The organism is Ruegeria sp. YKSD163 (genome assembly GCF_059612905.1).
Map to the genome: position 1 here is coordinate 224,030 of NZ_JBXWRM010000002.1, position 22,278 is coordinate 246,307.

The 22,278-nt window shown below is 64.6% G+C and carries 21 protein-coding genes; 15 read left to right on the plus strand and 6 right to left on the minus strand.

Annotated elements, in window-relative coordinates:
• Window positions 1-239 precede the first annotated feature (239 nt).
• Together AC2FNA_RS03895 and AC2FNA_RS03900 are read left to right on the plus strand one after the other, a co-directional pair.
• Window positions 240-527: an FAD-dependent oxidoreductase gene (locus AC2FNA_RS03895; protein ID WP_496824608.1), complete on the plus strand. Its 288-nt coding sequence runs from the start codon at window positions 240-242 to the stop codon at window positions 525-527.
• A 12-nt stretch (window positions 528-539) separates the two neighbouring features.
• The gene (locus AC2FNA_RS03900) at window positions 540-725 is read left to right on the plus strand and encodes a hypothetical protein (RefSeq protein ID WP_496824610.1); all 186 of its coding nucleotides are present in this window, start codon (window positions 540-542) and stop codon (window positions 723-725) included.
• A gap of 201 nt (window positions 726-926) precedes the next feature.
• Here the strand turns inward: AC2FNA_RS03900 and AC2FNA_RS03905 are convergent, their stop codons facing one another.
• Together AC2FNA_RS03905 and AC2FNA_RS03910 are read right to left on the minus strand one after the other, a co-directional pair.
• Window positions 927-1,706 (minus strand): gamma-glutamyl-gamma-aminobutyrate hydrolase family protein, encoded by a 780-nt coding sequence (locus AC2FNA_RS03905; protein ID WP_496824612.1) that lies wholly within the window; start codon window positions 1,704-1,706, stop codon window positions 927-929.
• A 134-nt stretch (window positions 1,707-1,840) separates the two neighbouring features.
• Window positions 1,841-3,988: a malate synthase G gene (locus AC2FNA_RS03910; protein ID WP_496824614.1), complete on the minus strand. Its 2,148-nt coding sequence runs from the start codon at window positions 3,986-3,988 to the stop codon at window positions 1,841-1,843.
• 220 nt (window positions 3,989-4,208) lie between these two features.
• Here AC2FNA_RS03910 and pepN point away from each other — a divergent pair, with 220 nt between their 5' ends.
• The 4 genes from pepN to AC2FNA_RS03930 all read left to right on the plus strand — a co-directional run bounded on the left by pepN (window position 4,209) and on the right by AC2FNA_RS03930 (window position 9,353).
• Complete coding sequence (pepN, locus tag AC2FNA_RS03915) at window positions 4,209-6,761, plus strand: aminopeptidase N (RefSeq protein ID WP_496824615.1); 2,553 nt, start codon at window positions 4,209-4,211, stop codon at window positions 6,759-6,761.
• A 3-nt stretch (window positions 6,762-6,764) separates the two neighbouring features.
• A complete protein-coding gene (locus AC2FNA_RS03920) occupies window positions 6,765-7,505 on the plus strand; it encodes an SDR family oxidoreductase (protein WP_496824617.1) in 741 nt (246 codons plus the stop codon).
• Window positions 7,505-7,945 carry a hypothetical protein gene (locus tag AC2FNA_RS03925; RefSeq protein ID WP_496824619.1) on the plus strand — a complete coding sequence of 147 codons (441 nt, stop codon included), beginning with the start codon at window positions 7,505-7,507 and terminating at the stop codon, window positions 7,943-7,945. Before AC2FNA_RS03920 ends, AC2FNA_RS03925 begins: the two co-directional genes overlap by 1 nt.
• A gap of 175 nt (window positions 7,946-8,120) precedes the next feature.
• Window positions 8,121-9,353 (plus strand): hypothetical protein, encoded by a 1,233-nt coding sequence (locus tag AC2FNA_RS03930; protein ID WP_496824621.1) that lies wholly within the window; start codon window positions 8,121-8,123, stop codon window positions 9,351-9,353.
• Here AC2FNA_RS03930 and AC2FNA_RS03935 read toward each other — a convergent pair.
• On the minus strand, window positions 9,335-10,198 hold the full coding sequence (locus tag AC2FNA_RS03935; protein ID WP_496824622.1) for an NAD-dependent epimerase/dehydratase family protein: 864 nt from the start codon (window positions 10,196-10,198) through the stop codon (window positions 9,335-9,337). The two genes, AC2FNA_RS03930 and AC2FNA_RS03935, sit on opposite strands and share 19 nt — an antisense overlap.
• A 141-nt stretch (window positions 10,199-10,339) precedes the next feature.
• Between AC2FNA_RS03935 and gatB the strand changes: the two genes are divergently transcribed.
• Entirely contained in the window at window positions 10,340-11,851 is a 1,512-nt protein-coding gene (gene gatB / locus AC2FNA_RS03940; protein ID WP_496824624.1) for an Asp-tRNA(Asn)/Glu-tRNA(Gln) amidotransferase subunit GatB, read from the plus strand.
• 221 nt (window positions 11,852-12,072) lie between these two features.
• Window positions 12,073-12,540 carry a DUF4177 domain-containing protein gene (locus tag AC2FNA_RS03945; protein WP_496824626.1) on the plus strand — a complete coding sequence of 156 codons (468 nt, stop codon included), beginning with the start codon at window positions 12,073-12,075 and terminating at the stop codon, window positions 12,538-12,540.
• Here AC2FNA_RS03945 and AC2FNA_RS03950 read toward each other — a convergent pair.
• The gene (locus AC2FNA_RS03950) at window positions 12,537-12,791 is read right to left on the minus strand and encodes a BolA family protein (protein WP_496824628.1); all 255 of its coding nucleotides are present in this window, start codon (window positions 12,789-12,791) and stop codon (window positions 12,537-12,539) included. The two genes, AC2FNA_RS03945 and AC2FNA_RS03950, sit on opposite strands and share 4 nt — an antisense overlap.
• Before the next feature lie 143 nt (window positions 12,792-12,934).
• On the opposite strand from AC2FNA_RS03950, the gene AC2FNA_RS03955 reads away from it, so the two are divergent.
• The 3 genes from AC2FNA_RS03955 (at window position 12,935) to cobT (ending at window position 16,747) form a co-directional block, all read left to right on the plus strand.
• A complete protein-coding gene (locus tag AC2FNA_RS03955) occupies window positions 12,935-13,555 on the plus strand; it encodes a J domain-containing protein (RefSeq protein WP_496824630.1) in 621 nt (206 codons plus the stop codon).
• Between the two features lie 255 nt (window positions 13,556-13,810).
• On the plus strand, window positions 13,811-14,797 hold the full coding sequence (cobS, locus tag AC2FNA_RS03960) for a cobaltochelatase subunit CobS (protein WP_234138904.1): 987 nt from the start codon (window positions 13,811-13,813) through the stop codon (window positions 14,795-14,797).
• Window positions 14,798-14,869: 72 nt separating this feature from the next.
• On the plus strand, window positions 14,870-16,747 hold the full coding sequence (cobT, locus tag AC2FNA_RS03965; protein WP_496824632.1) for a cobaltochelatase subunit CobT: 1,878 nt from the start codon (window positions 14,870-14,872) through the stop codon (window positions 16,745-16,747).
• Between the two features lie 95 nt (window positions 16,748-16,842).
• On the opposite strand, the gene AC2FNA_RS03970 is transcribed toward cobT, so the two are convergent.
• Complete coding sequence (locus AC2FNA_RS03970; RefSeq protein ID WP_496824634.1) at window positions 16,843-17,019, minus strand: hypothetical protein; 177 nt, start codon at window positions 17,017-17,019, stop codon at window positions 16,843-16,845.
• Window positions 17,020-17,158: 139 nt separating this feature from the next.
• On the opposite strand from AC2FNA_RS03970, the gene AC2FNA_RS03975 reads away from it, so the two are divergent.
• Entirely contained in the window at window positions 17,159-18,349 is a 1,191-nt protein-coding gene (locus AC2FNA_RS03975) for an alpha/beta hydrolase (protein ID WP_496824636.1), read from the plus strand.
• 6 nt (window positions 18,350-18,355) lie between these two features.
• The gene (locus tag AC2FNA_RS03980; protein ID WP_496824638.1) at window positions 18,356-19,543 is read left to right on the plus strand and encodes an alpha/beta hydrolase; all 1,188 of its coding nucleotides are present in this window, start codon (window positions 18,356-18,358) and stop codon (window positions 19,541-19,543) included.
• Between the two features lie 4 nt (window positions 19,544-19,547).
• Here AC2FNA_RS03980 and AC2FNA_RS03985 read toward each other — a convergent pair whose 3' ends face one another.
• Window positions 19,548-19,916 (minus strand): hypothetical protein, encoded by a 369-nt coding sequence (locus tag AC2FNA_RS03985; protein ID WP_496824640.1) that lies wholly within the window; start codon window positions 19,914-19,916, stop codon window positions 19,548-19,550.
• A 109-nt stretch (window positions 19,917-20,025) separates the two neighbouring features.
• On the opposite strand from AC2FNA_RS03985, the gene AC2FNA_RS03990 reads away from it, so the two are divergent.
• Complete coding sequence (locus tag AC2FNA_RS03990) at window positions 20,026-21,816, plus strand: aminopeptidase P family protein (protein WP_496824641.1); 1,791 nt, start codon at window positions 20,026-20,028, stop codon at window positions 21,814-21,816.
• A gap of 83 nt (window positions 21,817-21,899) precedes the next feature.
• Window positions 21,900-22,244, plus strand: a complete 345-nt coding sequence (locus tag AC2FNA_RS03995; protein ID WP_496824643.1) for a DUF427 domain-containing protein — start codon at window positions 21,900-21,902, stop codon at window positions 22,242-22,244.
• The last annotated feature ends 34 nt before the right edge of the window (window positions 22,245-22,278 follow it).

The following is a 22,278-nucleotide window of genomic DNA, read 5'->3' on the forward strand; positions in this document are numbered from 1 at the left end:
ATAGAAAGCATCGCGTTGGCCTATGCAAGCCACACTCCGGTAATTCCGCCACTTGACCGACCGAGCGGCTGGCGCCCGGCAGATGAAATCGTCCCGATCGACGAGGCTTCCGAAGTCGGCGAACTATGACTGGCTCATCGTTGGCACCGGTATCACCGGGCTGTCCGCGGCGCATCGGTTGGACGAGCTTGTGCCGCAGGACACTGACATCCGCTGAACGCAAGCGCTACACCGGCAAGATGAACTGGGGACTGACTCCGGCTGATGCGGGCGGAACCACGCTCAGGATGACATCGGACGGACGGCTCCTGATCCGGAACCATTTTGGCTTTGCGCCAAATTACAAGGCGTCTTCTCGCGACCTCGGCAAGGTGGCCGAAGCGCACCGGGAGGGGCTCGACAATCGGTTCCCGGCCTTGGCCGACGCCCCCATCACCTCGACATGGGGCGGGGTCGTCAGCCTGTCGCGGAACCATGCGACATTTTTTGGCGAAATGGTTCCAGGCGTTTATTCGGCGAACTGTTAAAATGGTGTCGGCATGACGCGCGGCACCAGTTCCGGTCGCCTTCTGGTCGAACTCGCGCTCGGGAAATCCTCTCAGGCGCTCGAAGACATCATCGCCGTCAGTGGCCAGCCTTCCACGATTCCGCCGGATCCATTCCGTTCGCTTGGAGTCAGCAGTCGCATGAAACTGGCCGAGTGGGAAAGCCGCTCCGAGATCTGATATTTGGCAAATTTGAAAGAAAACGAAATGAATGCAGTCCGTCACAAGATTGGTCCGCGTATGAGTCAGGCCGTGCGCGGGCGACATGGTATACTTTGCCGGACGGATTCCCGACGATCGTACGGCCGACATCATGGGCCAAACGGCCCATGTGCCCGCCAGGTGGCTTCCAATTGGGCGGGTTGCACCAAGTGAAGAACTCTAGCCCGTTTTCTGCAAAACGGGCCCCGTTCCGCGCGCGGCCCAGGCGCGCACCGCGTCGCCAAAGGCGGTGAACAGCGGCCGCGAGACCGGATCGCTGGCCGCGTCCCATTCCGGATGCCATTGCACCGACAGGGTAAAGCCCGGCGCGTCGCGCACATAGATCGCCTCGGGGGTGCCGTCAGGGGCATGGCCGTCGATCTCGATGCGGGCGCCCGCGGTCTTGATCCCCTGCCCGTGCAGCGTGTTGGTCATTACCTCGCGGGCGCCAAAAACACGGTGAAACACGCCGCCTTCGGTCACGCTGACGATATGGCGCAGCGCGAACTTCTCTTCCAGCGTGCCATCCGGCGGCATCCGGTGGTTCATCCGGCCCGGCAGGTCGCGAATCTCGGGGTAGAGCGTGCCGCCCATCGCCACGTTCACCTCTTGAAAGCCGCGGCAGATGCCCAGAAAGGGCTGGCCCCGCTCGACACAGGCGCGCACCAGCGGCAGGGTGATGGCATCGCGAGCACGGTCGAAATCGCCGTGCGCGGCGGTCTCGCTCTCGCCATATTCCTCGGGATGGACATTGGGGCGACCGCCGGTCAGCAGGAACCCATCGCAGACATCAAGCAGCTCGGCCACCGAGACATAGCGCGGGTCGGCCGGGATCAGCAGCGGCAGGCAACCCGAGACATTGGCCACCGCGTCCGAATTCATCGTCCCGCCCGCATGGGTCGGATACTGATCGTTCAGCAGATACGAGTTGCCGATGATCCCTACGACTGGCCGCGTCATCCCGTCCCCTTGCACTTGCCTCTTTCGACGCAGCCTAGCCGCGCCTCACAAGCGCTGCAACAGCGGCCGCATCGCAGCAAGCGCGCAGGCGCGTGTTCACCTGCGCACACAGGGGCGTGACCGGCTCCGCGGGATCAGGCGCCAAGGCTCGCCTTCAGTTCCAACCGCCGGGCATGCAGAACTGGCTCGGTATAGCCCGAAGGCTGCACCCGTCCCTTGAACACCAGATCGCAGGCGGCCTGAAACGCGATCCCGTCAAAACCGGGCGCCATCGGGCGATAGGCCGGATCGTCGGCGTTCTGGCCATCCACGACCGCCGCCATCTTGCGCATGGCCGCCATCACCTCCTGCGCGTCCACGACACCATGGTGCAGCCAGTTGGCGATATGCTGTGCCGAGATGCGGCAGGTGGCGCGATCCTCCATCAGGCCCACGTTGTTGATGTCGGGCACCTTGGAGCAACCAACGCCCTGATCGACCCAGCGCACGACATAGCCGAGAATGCCCTGGGCATTGTTCTCGACCTCGCGGCGGATCTGATCGGACGACCACTTGCGAAAGCTGGCCAGCGGGATTTCCAGGATCCCGTCCACATGCGCCCGCCGCCCGCCCGCGCGCAGCGCCGCCTGCACCGCAAACACGTCGACCTTGTGATAATGCAGCGCATGCAGGGTGGCCGCCGTCGGGCTGGGCACCCAGGCGCAATTGGCGCCCGCCTTGGGATGCTCGATCTTGGTCTCGATCATGGCCGCCATCCGGTCCGGCATCGCCCACATGCCCTTGCCGATCTGCGCCTTGCCCGACAGCCCGCATTCGAGCCCGATATCGACGTTCAGATTCTCGTAGGCCGTGATCCAGGATTTGCGCTTGATGAAATCCTTGCGGCTGAACGGCCCCGCCTCCATCGAGGTATGGATCTCGTCGCCGGTCCGGTCGAGAAAGCCTGTGTTGATGAAACAGACCCGCGATTTGGCGGCGCGGATGCATTCCTTGAGATTGACGCTGGTGCGCCGCTCCTCGTCCATGATGCCGATCTTGACCGTGTTGCGCGGCAGGCCGAGGATATCCTCGACCATGTCAAAGGTCTGAACGGCAAAAGCCACCTCTTCCGGCCCGTGCATCTTGGGCTTGACCACATAGACCGACCCGGCAAGCGAATTGCCGCCCGCCCGGTTCAGGTCATGCATCGCGATGGCGACGGTGACCAAGGCGTCCATCAACCCTTCGAAGATTTCCGCCCCATCCGCATCCAGAACCGCCGGGTTCGTCATCAGGTGGCCGACATTGCGCACCAGCATCAGCGCCCGGCCTTTGACCGCCATCGGGCTGCCATCGGGGGCCAGGTAGTCCAGATCACCGGCCAGCGTCCGGGTAAAGGTGGCACCGCCCTTGGTCACCTCCTCGCTCAGATCGCCGCGCATCAGGCCCAGCCAGTTGGAATAGGCCTTCACCTTGTCCTCGGCATCGACACAGGCGACCGAATCCTCGCAATCCATGATCGCCGATATCGCGCTTTCCAGCCGCACATCGGCCAGCCCCGCCTGATCGTGGCAGCCCACCGGATGGGTACGGTCGAACACCAGCTCCACATGCAGGCCGTTGTTGCGCAACAACACCGCGTCGGGCGCCTTGGGATGGCCGCGATAGCCTGCGAATTTCGCCGGGTCGATCAGTGGCTGACCATCGACCAGCAGCGCGCCGTCGCGGATGTGATAGCGGCGAGCATCGGCATGGCTGACGCCCTGCACTGGAAATGCCTCGTCCAGGAACACCCGCGCACGCGCCACCACCCGGGCGCCGCGGCCCCGGTCGTAGCCACCCGCCGGTATCGGCCCGGCCATGGCATCGGTGCCGTAAAGCGCATCATACAGGCTGCCCCAACGGGCATTGGCGGCGTTGAGCGCATAGCGGGCATTGGTGATCGGCACCACCAGTTGCGGCCCCGGCACCGATGCGATCTCGGGGTCGGTCCCTTCGGTCTCGATCTCGAACGCCGCACCTTCGGGCAGCAGATAACCGATCTCGGCCAGAAAAGCCTTGTACGCTTCGTGATCATGCGGCCGGTCGCGATGGGCGACATGCCAGGCGTCGATCTGTTCCTGAAGCGCCGCGCGCTGCGCCAGCAATGCGCGATTTACCGGCCCCAGTTCAGCCGCCATCCGCGCCATCCCGGCCCAGAAATCGGCGGGTTCCACCCCGGTACCGGGCAAGGCGCGCGTCTCGATGAAATCTGCCAGCTCTCTGGCGACTTTCAGCCCGTTCCGTTCCACTCTGCCGCTCATCATCGCGCCTCCGCCTTGCCACCTGTGTACAATCGCATACTCCAGTTATCGTGAATGCAGCGGTCAAACAACAAAATGGCACGCCGGATTTACCAATGAAGCCGAAGGCAGTTTCCACCATTCCCGAACAGCGCAGACCATGAACGGCAAAGGAGCGCCGCTTGCACCCCCGGCGTGTTCTACCTAACGTCTCGCCAAACCGACAGCAGCCGAGGTTCCCATGCGCGACGCCGCCCCCAAAACCATCCACCTCAAGGATTACACCCCGTTCGGATACCTGGTGGACGAGGTGCGCCTGACCTTTGACCTGGCGCCCGACGCAACCCGCGTCACCTCGCGCATCGCCTTTCGCCCCAATCCCGAGACTGCCGACCGCCGGTTCTTTCTGCATGGCGAGGATCTGCGCCTGATCCGCGCCGCCATCAACGGTGCCGAGATCGCCCCCGAGATCACCGACGAAGGTCTGACCTGCCCTGTGCCCGACGCGCCCTTTGTCTGGGAGGCCGAGGTCGAGATCGCCCCCGCCGCCAACACCGCGCTCGAAGGGCTTTATCTTTCCAACGGCATGTATTGCACCCAATGCGAGGCCGAAGGGTTCCGCAAGATCACCTATTACCCTGACCGCCCTGATGTGATGAGCACCTTCACCGTGCGCATCAACGGCACGCATCCGGTGCTCTTGTCCAATGGCAACCCGGTCGACAGCGGCGAGGGTTTTGCAGAATGGCATGACCCATGGCCCAAACCAGCCTATCTCTTTGCGCTGGTGGCCGGAGACCTGGTGGCTCATTCCGATACGTTCACCACCGTTTCGGGCCGCGAAGTGGAGCTGAACCTCTGGGTCCGTCCGGGAGACGAGGGCAAATGCGCCTTTGGCATGGAGGCGCTGAAGAAATCCATGCGCTGGGATGAAGAGGTCTATGGCCGCGAATACGATCTGGACGTGTTCAACATCGTCGCGGTGGACGATTTCAACATGGGCGCGATGGAGAACAAGGGTCTGAATATCTTCAACTCGGCCGCCGTGCTGGCCAGCCCCGAGACCTCGACCGATGACAATTTCGAACGGATCGAGGCGATCATCGCGCATGAGTATTTCCACAACTGGACCGGCAACCGCATCACCTGCCGCGACTGGTTCCAGCTCTGCCTCAAGGAAGGGCTGACCGTGTTCCGCGACGCCCAGTTCACCTCGGACCTGCGCAGCGCCCCCGTCAAACGCATCCGCGACGTGATCGACCTGCGCGCCCGCCAGTTCCCCGAGGATCAGGGCCCGCTCAGCCACCCGGTGCGGCCGGAGAGCTTTCAGGAGATCAACAATTTCTACACGGCCACCGTCTATGAAAAGGGCGCCGAGGTGATCGGCATGCTCAAACGGCTGGTGGGCGATGCCGCCTACGCCGAGGCGCTGGACCTCTATTTCGCGCGCCATGACGGGCAGGCCTGCACGATCGAGGACTGGCTCAAGGTTTTCGAGGATGTCACGGGGCGTGACCTGTCGCAGTTCAAGCGCTGGTACAGCCAGGCCGGCACCCCGCGCCTGACGGTCGAGGAGGCGTGGCAGGACGGCACCTTTACCCTGACCCTGACGCAGGACACGCCCGCCACCCCCGGCCAGCCCGACAAGCTGCCACAAGTGATCCCGGTTGCCGTGGGCCTGCTGAACCCCAATGGCGACGAGGTGCATGCAACCGAGGTGCTGGAACTGACGCAGGCGCGGCAGAGCTTCTCCTTTGACGGGCTGGCGGCGCGGCCCGTTGCCTCGGTGCTGCGCGATTTCTCGGCGCCGGTGGTGCTGGACCATGACCTCTCGCCCGAGCAGCGCGCCTTTTTGCTGGCCCATGACACCGATCCCTTCAACCGGTGGGAGGCGGGCCGGTCGCTGGCCGGGCAATGCCTGCTCGACATGATCATCGAGGGCACCGCCCCCGATACCGCCTATCTGGACGGGTTGGTGGCGGTGTTGCGCGATGATGGGCTGGATCCGGCCTATCGCGCGCTGATGCTGGGCCTGCCCAGCCAGTCGGAACTGGCCGCCAGCCTGCAGCAGCGCGGGATGACCCCCGATCCGCAGGCGATCTGGGATGCAACAGAGACCCTGCGCCAGGCCACCGCCCAGCATATGCAGGATCTGCTGCCCCGGCTCAGGGCCGAGGCCCAGGTCGACGCGCCCTTCCGCCCCGATGCAGACCAGGCGGGCAAGCGCACACTGGGCAGCGCGACACTGGCACTGCTGTCGCGGCTTGATGGCGGCGCACAGGCGGCGGCGGATTATGCCTGCGCCGACAACATGTCGCTGCAACTCTCGTCGCTGTCCTGCCTGCTCAAGGCCGGCAAGGGCGAGGTCGAACTGGCGGCCTTCTACGATCAATGGCGCGGCGACCGGCTGGTGATCGACAAGTGGTTCGGCCTTCAGGTGGCGATGGCCGCGCCCGAGCAGACGGCCGAGACCGCCCGACGTCTCAGCGAGCATGCCGAGTTCAACTGGCGCAATCCGAACCGGTTCCGCGCCGTGTTCGGCGCGCTGGCCATGCATCACGCGGGGTTCCACCATGTCTCGGGCGCGGCTTATCAGCTGCTGGCCGACTGGCTGATCCGCCTTGATCCCGTCAATCCGCAGACCACGGCACGCATGTGCGCGGCCTTCCAGACCTGGCGGCGCTATGACGAGGCGCGGCAGGCGCTGATCGGCGCCCAGCTGGACCGCATTCTGGCACAACCAAACCTCAGCCGCGACACGACCGAGATGCTGACCCGCATCCGGGGCCGCTGAGCCATGCGCCGGACCCTGCTCATCACCGGGGCCAGCGCCGGGATCGGCGCCGCCATCGCCCGCCTCGCCGCCATGCGCGGCTATGATCTTGCGCTCAACTACCGGCAGGACCGGGCCGGGGCCGAGGCGGTGGCCGAAGCCGCCCGCGATGCGGGGGCAACTGTGATCCTGTGCCCCGGCGACGTGGCCGACCCCGAAGACATCCGGCACATCTATGCGCGGGTGGATGAGGGTTTTGCCCGGCTCGACGGACTGGTCAACAATGCCGGCATCGTCGACCGCGCGGCCCGTGTCACCGACCTCACTCATGACCGCCTGCGGCGCATGTTCGATGTCAACGTGATCGGCGCCATTCTGGTCGCCAAAGAGGCGGTGCTCCGCATGCAGGCCCATGGCCAGGGCGGCGGCATCGTCAACATCTCCTCAGCCGCCGCCCGGCTCGGCTCGGCCAATCAATATGTGGACTATGCCGCCAGCAAGGCCGCGATCGACACCTTTACCAAGGGGCTGGCTGACGAGGTCGCGGCAGAGGGGATCCGCGTCAACGCGCTCCGCCCCGGTCTGATCGAGACCGGGATCCACGCCAAGGGTGGCGAACCGGATCGGGCGCAACGGTTGGCGCCGGGTGTCCCGATGCAGCGGACCGGCACCGTGACCGAGGTGGCCGAAGTGGCGCTTTTCCTGCTCTCGGACGCGGCGTCTTACATCACCGGCACCACGCTTGACGTCAGCGGCGGGCGGTAATGCCAGAGGGTTCGGGACCGCTCCGCTATGTCCGCCATGCCCGCAGCCCGCGCAACATCGTGCTGCTGATGGCAGTCTGGACAGGGCTGGCGACGGTGATGGTGCTGTTTCAAGCGGCCTGGTGGCTGATCGCGCTTTGCGCGCTGCCGACCCTGCCGCTCCTGTTCGAGATCATCACCGACCGCCGCGCGGGTCTCGATCTGGGCAACACCCGGCTCAGCTGGTTCTCGGGGCGCCTCGACGGGTCTGTCGCGCTGAACGAGATCGCTCAGGTGCGACTGGATACACGATGGGATTTCAGCGTCCGCGCCACGCTGTGCCTGCATTCAGGTAAAGAGATACGGCTGCCACAAGAGTCTCTGCCCCCGCATCGTGAGTTCGAAGAGATCCTGACCGCGCGCGGACTGACCGTGGTTCGGCATCATTTCGCCGGTCGTTAGCGGATTGATGCCAGTCCGGGCTCAATCCCCCGAGCCCGCCGCAAAACCTGTCCTGAAACACCCTGCTCCGGCCTTTTTTGTGCCGCAAATCAGCGTCAGCCTGAAGCCAATACGACACCACACAGGCCAAGCGTTAATCAGTATGCTGAAAAGATCCCGCAACGTTCTGAGTTCTTTGCCTGATCTGACCGCGCGGCTTTTCGGTCGCGCGGTCAACTTCTCGGCTCAGACAGAACCGGGCCCTCCGATCCGGCTCGAAGATTTCCTGTCGATCCCGATAGCCGAGCATGGGCAGGACGAAGCCATCCGCGCCAGGCTGCGCAGCCATGGTCAGTTTCTGGCCCGGCAAGAGCGCTGGCAGGACCTGTCGGATGAAATCCGCGCCGCAGATGCCACTCGCGAAACCACCCCAGGCGGGACCCCGATTGCCGACCTGCTGGCCTTTGGTGCCCGGTCAGACGTGGTGTTGGCCGTCGAAGAGGCCCTGCTGGACAGTCATCGTACCAATCAGGCACCGTTGATCGACGGGATCCGGGCGCTGGAATTCATGCGCCGGGACCATGCCGATGATCCCTATATCGCGCTGATCGTGGCGCTGACCCATATCGACTTGGCCTGGGCCTGGCGCGGGACCGGCTGGGACACAATCGTGCCCCGGCTCCACCGCGAGAAATGCGCCGCCCATTTCGACCGCGCCATCGAAATCCTGTCTCCCTGGTGCGGCGTCAGGATGGACAGCCCGGTTCTGCAATCGGCCTGCTGCGCCCTGCTGGCCGGTCGCCGGATGCCACAGCGCCGTGTCGCGGATTGCTACGAGGCGCTGATCGACCTCGACCCGCACAATCCCCGCCACATGCGCGCGCTGGGCAACCACCTGTTGCCGCGCTGGTTCGGCTCATACGCAGAACTGGAACTGGAGGCCCGCCGGAGCGCCGCGCGGACGCAGGATATCTGGGGCGCCGGTGGCTATACCTGGGTCTGTTTCGACGCCATAGCCCAGGATGAAGAGGCTTGTGCGCGCGTCGATGTCGATTTCTTTATAGACGGGCTGCGCGATATCGTGGGCGCCCGCCCCGAGCAAGAGACGATCAACCTGCTGGCATCTTATTGCGCGGTGACCCTGCGCAGCAATCTCGGACTGCATGAAGAGGCGGATCTGAACCGCATGCGCATCTGCGATGCCGCCGATTGGCTGATCCGCGACCACCTGACCGAAGTGCATCCGATGATCTGGGCGCATGCCGCCGATGGCTTCGATAACAACATGCGCGTCAGTTCACCCAGCCGGTTCGCCGCGCGCGGTCGGGCGGATGCCCTTCAGGTCATAGCCAACCTGTTTCGTGACGAGATCCGCGACGGCAACCGGGTCGTTTTCACTCCCGAGGGGCCTCAGTTGCATGGCGCCTGAGGTTCCCCGCTTCGGGTGACATCGTCGAACCGGGGACGCCAGCCCAGCGCGGTCAGGCGCGGGGCGGCCAGTCTTTGATCCAGCATCGGCCCCAAGGCGCTGTCGCCGTAGCGCGCCAAGGCCTCGGCCCGGTCCAGCACCCTGATGGACGCATCGGGCCCGGCGACGGCGCGCGCGATCTCGCCCACCGGGCGGCCCGGTTCGGCGGTGGCGAGGAAATCTCCGCCCTGCCCCGGCAGCCCCGCCAGCAGCAGATAGGCCTGTGCCAGATCCGCGGCATGGACCAGTGGCCAGCGGATCGCCGGATCGCCCAATATCTCGACCTCGGGTGCGAGGAACCGCGCCAGCATGCCACCCGCGTTGCTATCATAGACCGCGCCGGGATGCAGCACCGCCAGATCGACGGCATTGCTGGCCTTGAGCATCGCCACGGTATCAAGCATCCAGCCCCAGGGCGTGGCAGGGTCAAAGGGCGCGGTTTCATCCCTGACCTGCCCGCCGGTATCGCCGTAAAGCCATATGCCGCCCGTATAAATCAGGCGCGGATGGTCCCCGGCCCGGCGCGCTGCCGTCACCAGTGCCTCCATCGCGGCGCGGTCGACGTCGCCCATATCCGGGCCGAATGTGGCCGCGGCATGGATGATGGCATCCGCCGCCGCCGCCTCTGCCGCCCAGACCTCGGGTTGACGCAGATCGCCGCGACAGACCTGCCCTCCGTCACCCTCGACCTGCGCGGCCGCTTGGTCTGACCGGGCCAGCCCGGTCATCTGATACCCTGCCGCGACGCCCGCGCGCAGGACCGCCCCGCCGACCAACCCGCTGGCCCCAGTCACAAACAGCCTCATTTCCGTGCCTCCCTTCTGGATTCGTCCCAACCTGCCGCCTCAACCATGGTTGAGATCAAGCCCCTTTCCCCGTGCCCCCTTGCCCAACGCCGCGCACGCGCCTAGAAGGCGGTTTGAACCAAGCGGACAAGAGGCACACCCATGCTGGACCTGACCTTCGAGACCCCCAAACCCAAGACCATCGCCGGTGCCAAGCACGACTGGGAACTGGTGATCGGCATGGAGGTGCACGCTCAGGTCGCGTCGCAGGCGAAACTGTTCTCGGGCGCCTCGACCGCCTTTGGCGCCGAGCCCAATTCCAACGTCTCTTTCGTGGATGCGGCGATGCCGGGCATGCTGCCTGTCATCAACGAGTTCTGCGTCGAACAGGCGGTGCGCACCGGGCTGGGGCTGAAGGCCGAGATCAACCTGAAATCGGCCTTTGACCGCAAGAACTATTTCTACCCAGACCTGCCGCAGGGATACCAGATTTCCCAGCTTTATCATCCCATTGTGGGCGAAGGCGAAGTGCTGGTCGAGATGGGCGACGGTACGGCGCGCCGGGTCCGGATCGAACGTATCCACATGGAGCAGGACGCGGGCAAGTCGATCCATGACATGGACCCGAACATGTCCTTTGTCGACCTGAACCGGACCGGCGTCTGCCTGATGGAGATCGTCAGCCGCCCCGATATCCGCGGCCCCGAAGAGGCCGCCGCCTATATCGCCAAGCTGCGCCAGATCCTGCGCTATCTGGGCACCTGCGACGGCAACATGCAGAACGGCAACCTGCGGGCTGACGTGAACGTGTCGATCTGCCGTCCGGGCGCCTATGAGAAGTATCAGGAAACACAGGACTTTTCACATCTGGGCACGCGTTGCGAGATCAAGAACATGAACTCGATGCGGTTCATCCAGGCGGCCATCGAATACGAGGCGCGCCGCCAGATCGCCATTGTCGAGGCGGGCGGCAAGGTGGATCAGGAAACCCGGCTCTATGACCCGGACAAGAACGAGACCCGTTCGATGCGGTCCAAGGAAGAGGCGCATGATTACCGCTACTTCCCCGATCCCGACCTGTTGCCGTTGGAAATCGAGCAGGCCTGGGTCGATGATATCGCAGCCAACCTGCCCGAACTGCCGGACGACAAAAAGGCGCGTTTCATCAAGGATTTCGGCCTGACCGACTATGACGCCTCGGTGCTGACCGCCGAGGTGGAATCGGCCTCTTATTTCGAGGAAGTGGCCAAGGGCCGCAACGGCAAGCTGGCGGCCAACTGGGTCATCAACGAGCTGTTCGGACGGCTGAAGAAAGAGGACCACGACATCACCGACAGCCCGGTCAGCCCAGGCCAGCTGGGCGGCATCATCGACCTGATCGCATCCGACGCAATCTCGGGCAAGATCGCCAAGGACCTGTTCGAGATCGTCTATACCGAAGGCGGCGACCCGGCCGAGATCGTCGAGGCGCGCGGCATGAAACAGGTCACCGACACCGGCGCCATCGAGGCCGCGCTGGACGAGATCATCGCCGCCAACCCGGCGCAGGTGGAAAAGGCCAAGGTGAACCCGAAACTGGCTGGCTGGTTCGTCGGTCAGGTGATGAAGGCCACCGGCGGCAAGGCCAATCCCAAGGCGGTCAACGATTTGGTCAGCAAGAAACTGTCTGACTGACAGATCAGAAAGAGGAAGCTGACGGCGCGCGCAGCGAACCGCGTTCCGGCATCATTGGCAATGGAGCGCTCACGCTCGGGAACACGGATCAAAGCGCGTCCAATGTCGCCTTTGAGCCGTCCCAGGTGGGGGCCGGCGGGACATCGCTCTGCCTGTCGCCGCCTCTGGCCTTTTTGCATCTGCCTGGAGTAGTCTGCGCGCGATCCAAAGAGGCTCTGAGCATGATCCGCTACGAATACAAGGTTGTCCCCGCCCCGGAGAAGGGCATCAAGGCCAAGGGCGTCAAAACCGCGCCGGCGCGGTTCGCGCTGTCGGTGGAGCAGGCGCTGAACCAGCTGGCCGCCGAGGGCTGGGAATATCAGCGCGCCGAACTGCTGCCCAGCGAGGAACGCTCGGGCCTGACCGGCTCGACCACCAACTGGCGCAACCTGCTGGTGTTCCGCCGCCCCCTGCCCGCAGGTCCCGAAGTATTGCCCGAGGCCGAGGCCGCGGCAGAGCCCGTGGCCGAGGCGACTGCGCCCCTCAGCGCCGACAGCGCGCCGCTGGCCCGGCCCGTACCCGGCCCGTCCGAGGCAGATCGCCGCGCGCCCGCGCCCATCGCAGCCCCGGTCAACGATCCACCGATGCATGGTGCCAAGGCCACGGACGCCGCCAGCACAGAACCCGAGGTCAAGGCCGACAAGGACTAGGTGCCGATATCCAGTGCCAGCGCATGGATGCGCGGCACGATATCGCCCAGCGCCTGATGCACCGCGCGGTGCCGCGCCACCCGGCTTTGCCCGGCAAAGGCAGCAGCACGGATGCGGATATTGAAATGGCTCTGCCCGCCCTCGCGAAACCCGGCGTGACCGCGGTGGCTCTCGCTGTCGTCGACCACCTCCAACTCGGTCGGCGCAAATGCCGCCTGCAACCTCATGCGCATTTCCTCTGCGATCGTCATGCCCGTCTGCCCTCACGTTCCCGCGCAATCTGCGCTCTTTTCCGCGCGGCCGCGATTTTCTTGCCGCCGCCCTCTTCTATCTGGCGTCACTTAGACTAAACTCCTGCCTCCGAGTCGAGAAGCCGCAACCGAAAGGGCCCGTCATGAGCAAATCAGATCCGTTCGGATTCGATATGTCCGTCTCTTCCGCCAAGAAAAAGAACCCGCGCGGGCGGCGGGGCATGTCGGGCGCGTCCGAAACCTCGGTCCGGGTCTGCGAGCACGAGGGCTGCACCGAGGCGGGCAAGTTCCGCGCGCCCAAGGCCCCCGATGTGCTGGACGACTATTTCTGGTTCTGCCAACAGCATGTGCGCGAATATAACCAGAAATGGAACTTCTTCGACGGCACCACCGAGGCCGAGATGAACGCGCAAATGTCCAAGGACAAGGTCTGGGAGCGCAAGACGCGGCCGATGACCGACCCCGAGGCCCGTGCCTGGGCACGGCTGGGCATCGAAGACCCGCATCAGGTTCTGGGGACCAACGCCACCCAGAATCCGGGCCGCGTCAATACCGGCCGCCGCCTGCCGCCGACCGAGCGCCGCGCCATCGAGATTCTCGAAGCCAAGGACAGCTGGACCAAGGCCGAGGTGCGCGCGGCCTACAAGAAGCTCATCAAGGTGCTGCACCCCGACATGAACGGCGGCGACCGCAGCCAGGAAGAGCAGTTGCAAGAGGTGGTCTGGGCCTGGGACCAGATCAAGGACAGCCGGAACTTCAAATAGGCGCCAGCTCCGGCGCCGACCTCCCCCATCAGCACCTGTCCGCGCGTTGGGGGCGTGATACGGCCGTGACAATCCGACGATAGGGCTCATTCGGACGCGCGCGGCACTGCTCGACTGGTACCCCCGATATCGTGACGGCAAAAAGCGCCCACCCGGCGCTTTTCGCCTTTTCCTTGCGGCTGGGGGCGATATGGTGCACCCCGACAAGATTGGCCCGCCCTGACGAGGCGCGGCAAGGCGATAAGGACGATTGGTATGGCTGACGGAACGATCCCGATGAACGCAAAACCCACCGAGGAGATTTCCGTCCGCGAAGTCTTTGGCATCGACACGCCGATGGTGGTCAAGGGCTTTGCCGAGCGCAGCGACCGGGTGCCCGAGATCGATCAGACCTACAAGTTCGATCCCGATACCACGCTGGCCATTCTGGCGGGCTTCAGCCACAACCGCCGCGTCATGGTGCAGGGCTATCACGGCACCGGCAAATCGACCCATATCGAACAGGTCGCCGCGCGGCTGAACTGGCCCTGCGTGCGCGTCAACCTCGACAGCCATATCAGCCGGATCGACCTGATCGGCAAGGACGCCATCAAGCTGCGCGACGGCAAACAGGTGACCGAGTTCCACGAGGGCATCCTGCCCTGGGCGCTGCGCAACCCCGTTGCCATCGTGTTCGACGAATATGACGCGGGGCGCGCCGATGTGATGTTCGTGATCCAGCGGGTGCTGGAACATGACGGCAAGCTGACCCTGCTGGACCAGAACGAGATCATCACGCCCAACCCCTGTTTCCGTCTGTTCGCCACCGCCAACACGGTGGGTCTGGGCGACACGACCGGCCTCTATCACGGCACTCAGCAGATCAACCAGGCCCAGATGGACCGCTGGTCGCTGGTGGCGACGCTGAACTATCTCAGCCATGACGCCGAGACGATGATCGTGCTCAGCAAGGCGCCGCATTACAACACCGAGAAGGGCCGCAAGCAGGTCAGCCAGATGGTGACCGTGGCCGACCTGACCCGGACTGCGTTCATGAACGGGGATCTCTCGACCGTGATGTCGCCCCGGACCGTGATCAACTGGGCGCAGAACGCCGAGATCTTCCGCGATGTGGGCTATGCCTTCCGGCTGACCTTCCTCAACAAATGCGACGAGTTGGAGCGCCAGACGGTGGCCGAGTTCTATCAGCGCTGTTTCGACGAGGAACTGCCCGAAAGCGCGGCCAGCACGAGCCTGGGGTGATCCGGGCGGCCGCCATATCCGCCTCGCGGCCCACCATGGGCCGCGACCGCCTGTTTGCAGGACCGAAGTGACATGAGCAAACCGACCGACAACCCCGCCGATCCGTTCAAGAAGGCGCTGGCCGAGGCGACCAAGGTGATGGCCGACGACCCGGATCTGTCGGTCAGCTATACGGTCGATCCCTCGGGCGTCAGCGGCGATGCGATGCGCCTGCCCCAGGTCAGCCGCCGGATGACCCGCGACGAGGTGCTGCTTGCGCGGGGCACGGCGGATGCGCTGGCGCTCTATCGGCGCTATCACGACGACGCCACCCACAGCCGCTATGCTCCTCCGGGCGACATGGCGCGCGACCTCTACGAGGCGATGGAAACCGCCCGTTGCGAGGCGATGGGCGCCCGCGACATGCCCGGCACCGCGTCCAATATCGACGTGAAGATCACGCATGAGGCGCTGCGGCGCGGCTATGACCAGTGCAAGCAGCCCTCGGAAGCGCCGCTGCCAGTGGCGGCGGGCTATCTGGTGCGGCATCTGGCCACCGGGCGCGACCTGCCCGCGGCGGCCGCCAATGTGATGAACCTGTGGCGCGGCTTTATCGAGGAACAGGCCGGCGGCACGCTCGAGAACCTGAACGATATCCTGTCCAATCAGGCCGAATTCGCCAAGTTCGCCCGCCAGGTGATCAAGGACCTCGGCTATGGCGACCAGCTGGGCGATGACCCGGACGAGATGGACGAGGATCAGGAGGATCAGGCCGAGGACGACGCCGACGAGCAGCCCGATCCCGACAGCACCGGCCAGGATGATCAGGACGATCAGGACGCCGACGCCGATCCCGAGCAGAGCCAGGAACAGCAGCAGGACGAAAGCCAGGCCCAGGTCTCGATGGACGAACTGGCCGACGAGGAACTGGCCGAAGAAACCGAGATGCCAGATGGCGAGGCGCCGCTGGAGCCGCCGCCGCCACCGCCCGCCTCGGAGGCCGATCCGAACTACAAGGTCTATCTGGATACCCATGACGAGGAGATCGCCGCCGAGGAGCTGGCTGAACCCGCAGAGCTGGAGCGGCTGCGCGCCTATCTCGATCAGCAGCTCGAGCCGCTGAAAGGCGCGGTGAGCCGCCTTGCCAACAAGCTGCAACGCCGCCTTCAGGCGCAGCAGAACCGCAGCTGGGAGTTCGACCGCGAAGAAGGCATTCTGGACGCCGGCCGTCTGGCGCGGGTTGTGGCCAACCCGACCACGCCGCTCAGCTTCAAGGTGGAGAAGGATACCGAGTTCCGCGACACGGTGGTGACGTTGCTGCTGGATAACTCAGGCTCTATGCGGGGCCGCCCGATCTCGATCGCGGCGATCTGCGCCGATGTGCTGGCGCGCACGCTGGAACGCTGCAACGTCAAGGTCGAGATCCTGGGCTTTACCACCCGCGCCTGGAAGGGCGGACTGGCGCGCGAGGCCTGGTTGAACGAGGGTCGCCCGCAGCAGCCCGGCCGCCTGAACGACCTGCGCCACATCATCTACAAGGCCGCCGACGCGCCGATGCGGCGCACAAGGCAGAACCTGGGCCTGATGATGAAAGAGGGCCTCTTGAAGGAAAACATCGACGGCGAGGCGTTGGAATGGGCGCATCGCCGGATGCTGGGCCGCCGCGAACAGCGCAAGATCCTGATGGTGATCTCGGACGGTGCGCCGGTGGACGATTCCACCCTCAGCGTGAACCCGGCCAATTACCTGGAAAAACACCTGCGCGACGTGATCGCCATGGTGGAAAAGCGCAAGCAGGTGGAATTGCTGGCCATCGGCATCGGCCATGACGTGACCCGCTATTACCAGCGCGCGGTGACGATCACAGATGTCGAGCAGCTGGCGGGTGCCATGACCGAGCAGCTGGCGGCGCTCTTTGACAGCGACCCGCGCGCCCGCGCACGGGTGATGGGCATGAAACGCGCCAGCTGACCGCGATCGTCGGCGCCTACCGCTCTTGCAGGCGCCTCCGGCGGGAGTATTTGCGACCAGAAAGAAGCGCAGGTCTCGTCTCCCCGCTCAGCCCGTCAAGACAGGCTGACAAGTCGCCGAAAGGCGAACAGTCGGGCGATCCGCCCTGCCAGCCAAGCTCTCGCAGTCCGGCGCGGTGTCACATATCGGGCGGCCATCCTTTCTTCCTCACTCGGCAGTTGCAGGTGGACGGGGCGATGGGTGAGAAGCGCGGTATCGGTATGCAGGATCATGTCAGGTCTCCTTGTTGTGTTCCCAGCATGGCAGCGTCGGGCACGCAGCGCTTTCAGACAGCCTTGGGAAACCCCTGCCTGAATCCTTATTTTTTGCTTGGGGCTTGCCGAAACACCTAAAGCGGGGTGTTAATTCATCATGCGCTATGTGTTTTGCGATTGCGTTCTGGATACCGGGCGGCATGTCTTGATGCGGGGCGATGCGCCGGTTGCCGTCGAGCCGCAGGTATTCGACCTGCTGCACCTGCTGGCACGCAATGCCGGGCAGCTGGTAACCCGTGACGAAATCCTGGCCGAGGTCTGGAACGGGCGCATCGTCTCGGAGAGCGCCATCAGCGCCCGCATCGCGGCCGCGCGCAAGGCCGTAGGCGACGACGGCAAGGCACAGCGGGTCATCCGTACAATCGCCCGGCGCGGGTTGCAGATGGTGACCGAGGTCACGGAACGAACCGACGACACCGCCCCCGTGGCGACCGGGGACAGAACAGACGAGCCACGCATTCGTTACATCATCCTGCCCACCGGACATTCCATGGCCTATTCGGTTTCGGGTGCCGGCCCTCCTGTGATCCTGCTCGGCCAAACACGTTCGGATATTGCAGCTGAGTGGCGGCTGCCTTTCGAACGTCACCGCTTCGAAGCCTTGTCACGCCAGAACTCGCTGATCCGGTTCGACGCCATTGGTTCGGGACAATCCGACCCCCGGTCCGATCGTTCCACCATTGATGAGCAGGCCGAAGATGTTCTGTGTCTTGCCGACGCGCTGGGGCTCGACCGGTTTGCGCTCTATTCCCAATCCGGTGGTTGTTCTCAGGGCCTTTACATTGCAGCGCATCACCCTGAACGCGTAACTCGTCTGGCCATGATGGGCGCCTATGCCGAAGGGCGCGCGGTGCGCGACAATGCGGATGGCAAGGAGGCCGAACCCTTGCAAGCCATGTTGCAAACCGCGCGGTCGCGGTCGGATAGCACCTTTTTCGAAGCCTTCCTGCTGGCATATCAGCCCGAAGGGCCACTGGACTCCGTCCGGGCCTATGCCCGGATGATGCTGGACGCGGCGACCAGGGAACATGACTTGCGCCACCGCGACGTGATCAATCATCATTCAAGTCTGGAGTTCCTGCCACGGATCACTTGCCCGACGCTGATCCTGCATTCCCGCCACGATGCGGTTCATCCGCTGTCCGAGGCCCGCAAGCTGGCCGCTGGCATCGCGGATGCGGAAATGGTGGTGCTCGAGTGCGCCAATCACATTCCCTGGCAGGGCAATGCGGCCTATGACACCTACCTGGAAACGCTGACCCGGTTCCTTGCGGCGGGGGTGGGCTAGACCGCCATGCGCTATGCTTTCGCCAACTGCCTGCTGGATACCGACGAGTTGACGCTTGTTAGGGACGCCGAAGAGATTGCCGTTGAACCGCAGGTCTTTGACCTCTTGCACCTGTTGGCGCGCAATCCCGGTCGTGTGGTGACCCGAGACGAGATCCTGGCCGAGGTCTGGGACGGGCGGATCGTGTCAGAGAGCGCGATCAGCGCCCGTATCGCGGCCGCGCGCAAGGCGGTGGGTGATGACGGCAAGGCGCAGCGCATCATTCAGACGGTCACCCGTCGGGGGTTGAAATTCGTGGCCGAGGTGGCGGCGGACACCCCCTCAGCTGTCTCGCCCCGGCCTGCCCCCACGGTCCAGCGCATCCGTTATACGCGCACGGCGGAGGGGAAATCGCTGGCCTATACGGTCACCGGGGCTGGCCCGCCGGTGGTGCGCGGCGGCTACAACACGACCGATCTGGAGGCTGAGTGGAACACGCCCTCGGAACGGGCGATGTTCGATGCGATCTCGGAGCGCCACAGCCTGCTGCGCTTCGATCCGATCGGGTTCGGGCGGTCGGACCGGGCTCTGGAGGAATTCTCGTTCGATAGCCTGGCCGAGAACCTGAAGCTGGCAGCGGATGCGGCGGGGTTCGAGCGGTTCGCGCTGTACAGCGAATCCGGCGGTGTTCTGTCGGTGCTGCGCTTTGCGGTCAAGTACCCCGAGCGGGTCAGCAGGCTGGCCATTGTCGGAGGCTATGCCGAGGGGCGCGGGCGGCGAAACCCTGAGCTGAAATCCGACGTGATGCAATCGCTGGTTACCGAGGGCTGGACCGCGCAGGAGATCAGTTTCGTCTCGGCGATGATGCTGAGCTATTTTCCCGAAGGTCCGCTGGAGGCGATCCACGACATGGCGCGCAACATGATCAATGCCTCGTCGCGAGAAACCATGCTGAAGGTGCGGGCGGCGATCCACGATGTCTCTTTGTTGCCGCTGTTGCCGCAGGTGCGATGCCCGACCCTGATCATCCATGCCCGGCATGACAATGTGCATCCGCTGTCCGAGGCACAGAAACTGGCGGCCGGAATTCCAGGGGCCGAACTGATGGTGCTGGAAACCGCCAATCATATCCCGATACCGGGCAACACGGTCTGGAACGAATATCAATCGACCTTGTTGAACTTCCTGGGTGAGCGTGAGCGGTTGCCCGAATAGGGGATCACTCGCCCAGCATTTCCCTGAAGGGTTTGTAATCCGCGCCGTAACAGTGAGACAACAGGCCGGTAACGTTCCGGGTCCTCAATACGGTCTCGCCATCCGCGCTGAGCGTGACCTCCCAATAGTCGCGACCGATATAGGTGCCGCGGGCATTGCGGGCATCCGACGTGGCGCACAGCTTGATCGTTTCACCTTGCTTGACAAGCCGCGAGACCCGCGCTTGTCCGGGATTTGCCGGATCTGCGAGCTTCTTTCCGATCGCGTCGGCGGCATTGCGACGGGCGATCTCGGGTGTGGGCCGCTTTTCCTCCTGCGCGGCAAGCGGCAGGGCAAGGCTGGCAAGGACAATCAGGGCAGGCAAACGGATCATGCCGGCATGATAGGCCAAGTCGCGCGCATCACAAGAGCGTCGCGGAGGTGCTGGACATTTCCGGTTCCACGCCGCACCTTTCGCGGCAACAACGACACGGAGGCGCAGCATGTACCAGAGCTTCGAGGTGACCGCCCGCCCGGAACAGGGGCCACCGCGGCTGGAGCGCCTGCGCGCCGAGATCGAGGCCGAAGGTCTGAGCGGGTTCCTGGTGCCGCGCGCGGATGCGCATCAGGGCGAATATGTCGCCGCCCATGACGAGCGTCTGGCCTGGCTCACCGGCTTTACCGGCTCGGCCGGGTTCTGCGCCGCGCTCAAGGATGCGGCGGGCGTGTTCATCGACGGGCGCTATCGCACTCAGGTCAAGGCGCAGGTGGCTGATGTCTTCACACCCGTTCCCTGGCCCGATGTGAGCCTGACCGACTGGCTCAAGAAGCAGTTGCCGCAGGGCGGGCGTGTGGGCTTCGATCCCTGGCTGCATGCAGCCGGTCAGATCCGCACCGCGGTGAGCGAGTTGAAGGGCAGCGGGATCGAACTGGTGCGCTGCGACAACCTGGTGGATCGGATCTGGCCGGATCAGCCCTGCCCTCCGATGGAACCGGTCAAGGTGCATCCGCTGGAATTCGCGGGTGAAACCGCCGTCGACAAGGCGGCGCGACTGGCCGAGGACCTGCGCAACGCCGGCCAAAAGGCGGCGGTGATCACCCTGCCGGATTCGATCATGTGGCTGTTGAACATTCGCGGCGCGGATATTCCGCGCAACCCGGTGGCACATGGTTTTGCCATCCTGCATGACGATGGTCGGGTCGACCTGTTCATGGCAGCAGCCAAGCTGACCGGTCTGGAGGAGCATCTGGGGCCGTTGGTGACGCAGCACGAACCGGATGCGTTCCTCGATGCGGTAGAGGCACTGGCAGGTCCGGTGCGGGTGGACCTGACCACGGTACCGCAGATTGTCGCAGATCGGCTGGGACACCAGCTGACCAAGGGGGGTGACCCCTGCGCTCTGCCCAAGGCCCGCAAGAACGCCGCCGAGATCGCGGGTGCTGCCGAGGCACATCTGCGCGACGGCGCCGCGATGGTGGAACTGCTGGCCTGGCTGGATGGGCAAGAGCCCGGCAGCCTGACCGAAACGCAGGTGGTTCGCCAGTTGGAGACCTGTCGCCGCCGCGATAACGGCTTACAGGATATCAGCTTTGAGACCATCGCGGGCACCGGGCCCAATGGTGCGATCATGCATTACCGAGTGACCGAGGAGACCAACAGCCGTCTGGAGGACGGGCATCTTCTGGTGCTGGACAGCGGCGGCCAGTATCTGGACGGGACCACCGACATCACCCGCACCATCGCCATCGGCACCGTGGGGGACGAGGAGAAAGCCTGTTTCACGCGGGTCCTGAAAGGCATGATCGCCATGTCCATGCTGCGCTGGCCCGTGGGGCTGGCGGGGCGCGATATCGAATGCGTGGCGCGCCTGCCGCTGTGGCTGGCGGGGCAGGATTTCAACCACGGGGTCGGGCACGGCGTCGGTGCGTATCTGAGCGTGCATGAGGGACCGCAGCGGCTGGCGCGGGTCAGCCACGTGCCGCTGGAACCGGGCATGATCCTGTCGAACGAGCCGGGATACTATCGCGAGGGCGCATTCGGCATCCGCATCGAGAACCTGGTGGTGGTGCAAGAGGCCGCCCCCCTGCCCGGTGGCGACGCAGAGCGCGCCATGTTGGATTGGCGCACTCTGACCTATGTCCCGATTGATCGGCGGCTGATCGTCGCGGAGATGCTGACGGTTGAGGAACGCGATTGGCTGAACGCCTATCATGCCGACGTCGCGGCAAAGATCGGTCCACGTCTGGGCGCCGAGACGCGGATGTGGTTGGATGCCGCAACCGCGCCGCTTTGACACGCGGCTGTTACACCGGCGGGGCAACACTCGCCGCCGGACCGAAGAATACGAGATACGAGATACGGGGAAGGAAACGGAACATGAGCGATCACATCACCATCCGCAAGGCGCCGGGCAAATGGAGCGTCCGGTCGGGCGGTGCCATCCTGGGCGAAAGCAGCAACGCGCTGGAACTGAGCGAGGGCGAACTGCCTCCGGTGATCTATTTCCCGCGCGCCGATATCGCCATGGCCTTCCTGGACCGCAGCGACAAGACCACCCATTGCCCGCACAAGGGCGACGCCAGCTATTACTCCATCGTCAACCGCTCGTCTGTGACCAAGGACGCGGTCTGGACCTATGAGGACCCGCTGCCAGCGATGGAGCGGATCAAGGGCTATCTGGCCTTTGTGCTAAGCGACAGCGTCAAGGTGGAACAGATCTGATCGGGACAGGGGGCGGCGCGACGCGCCGCCTGCC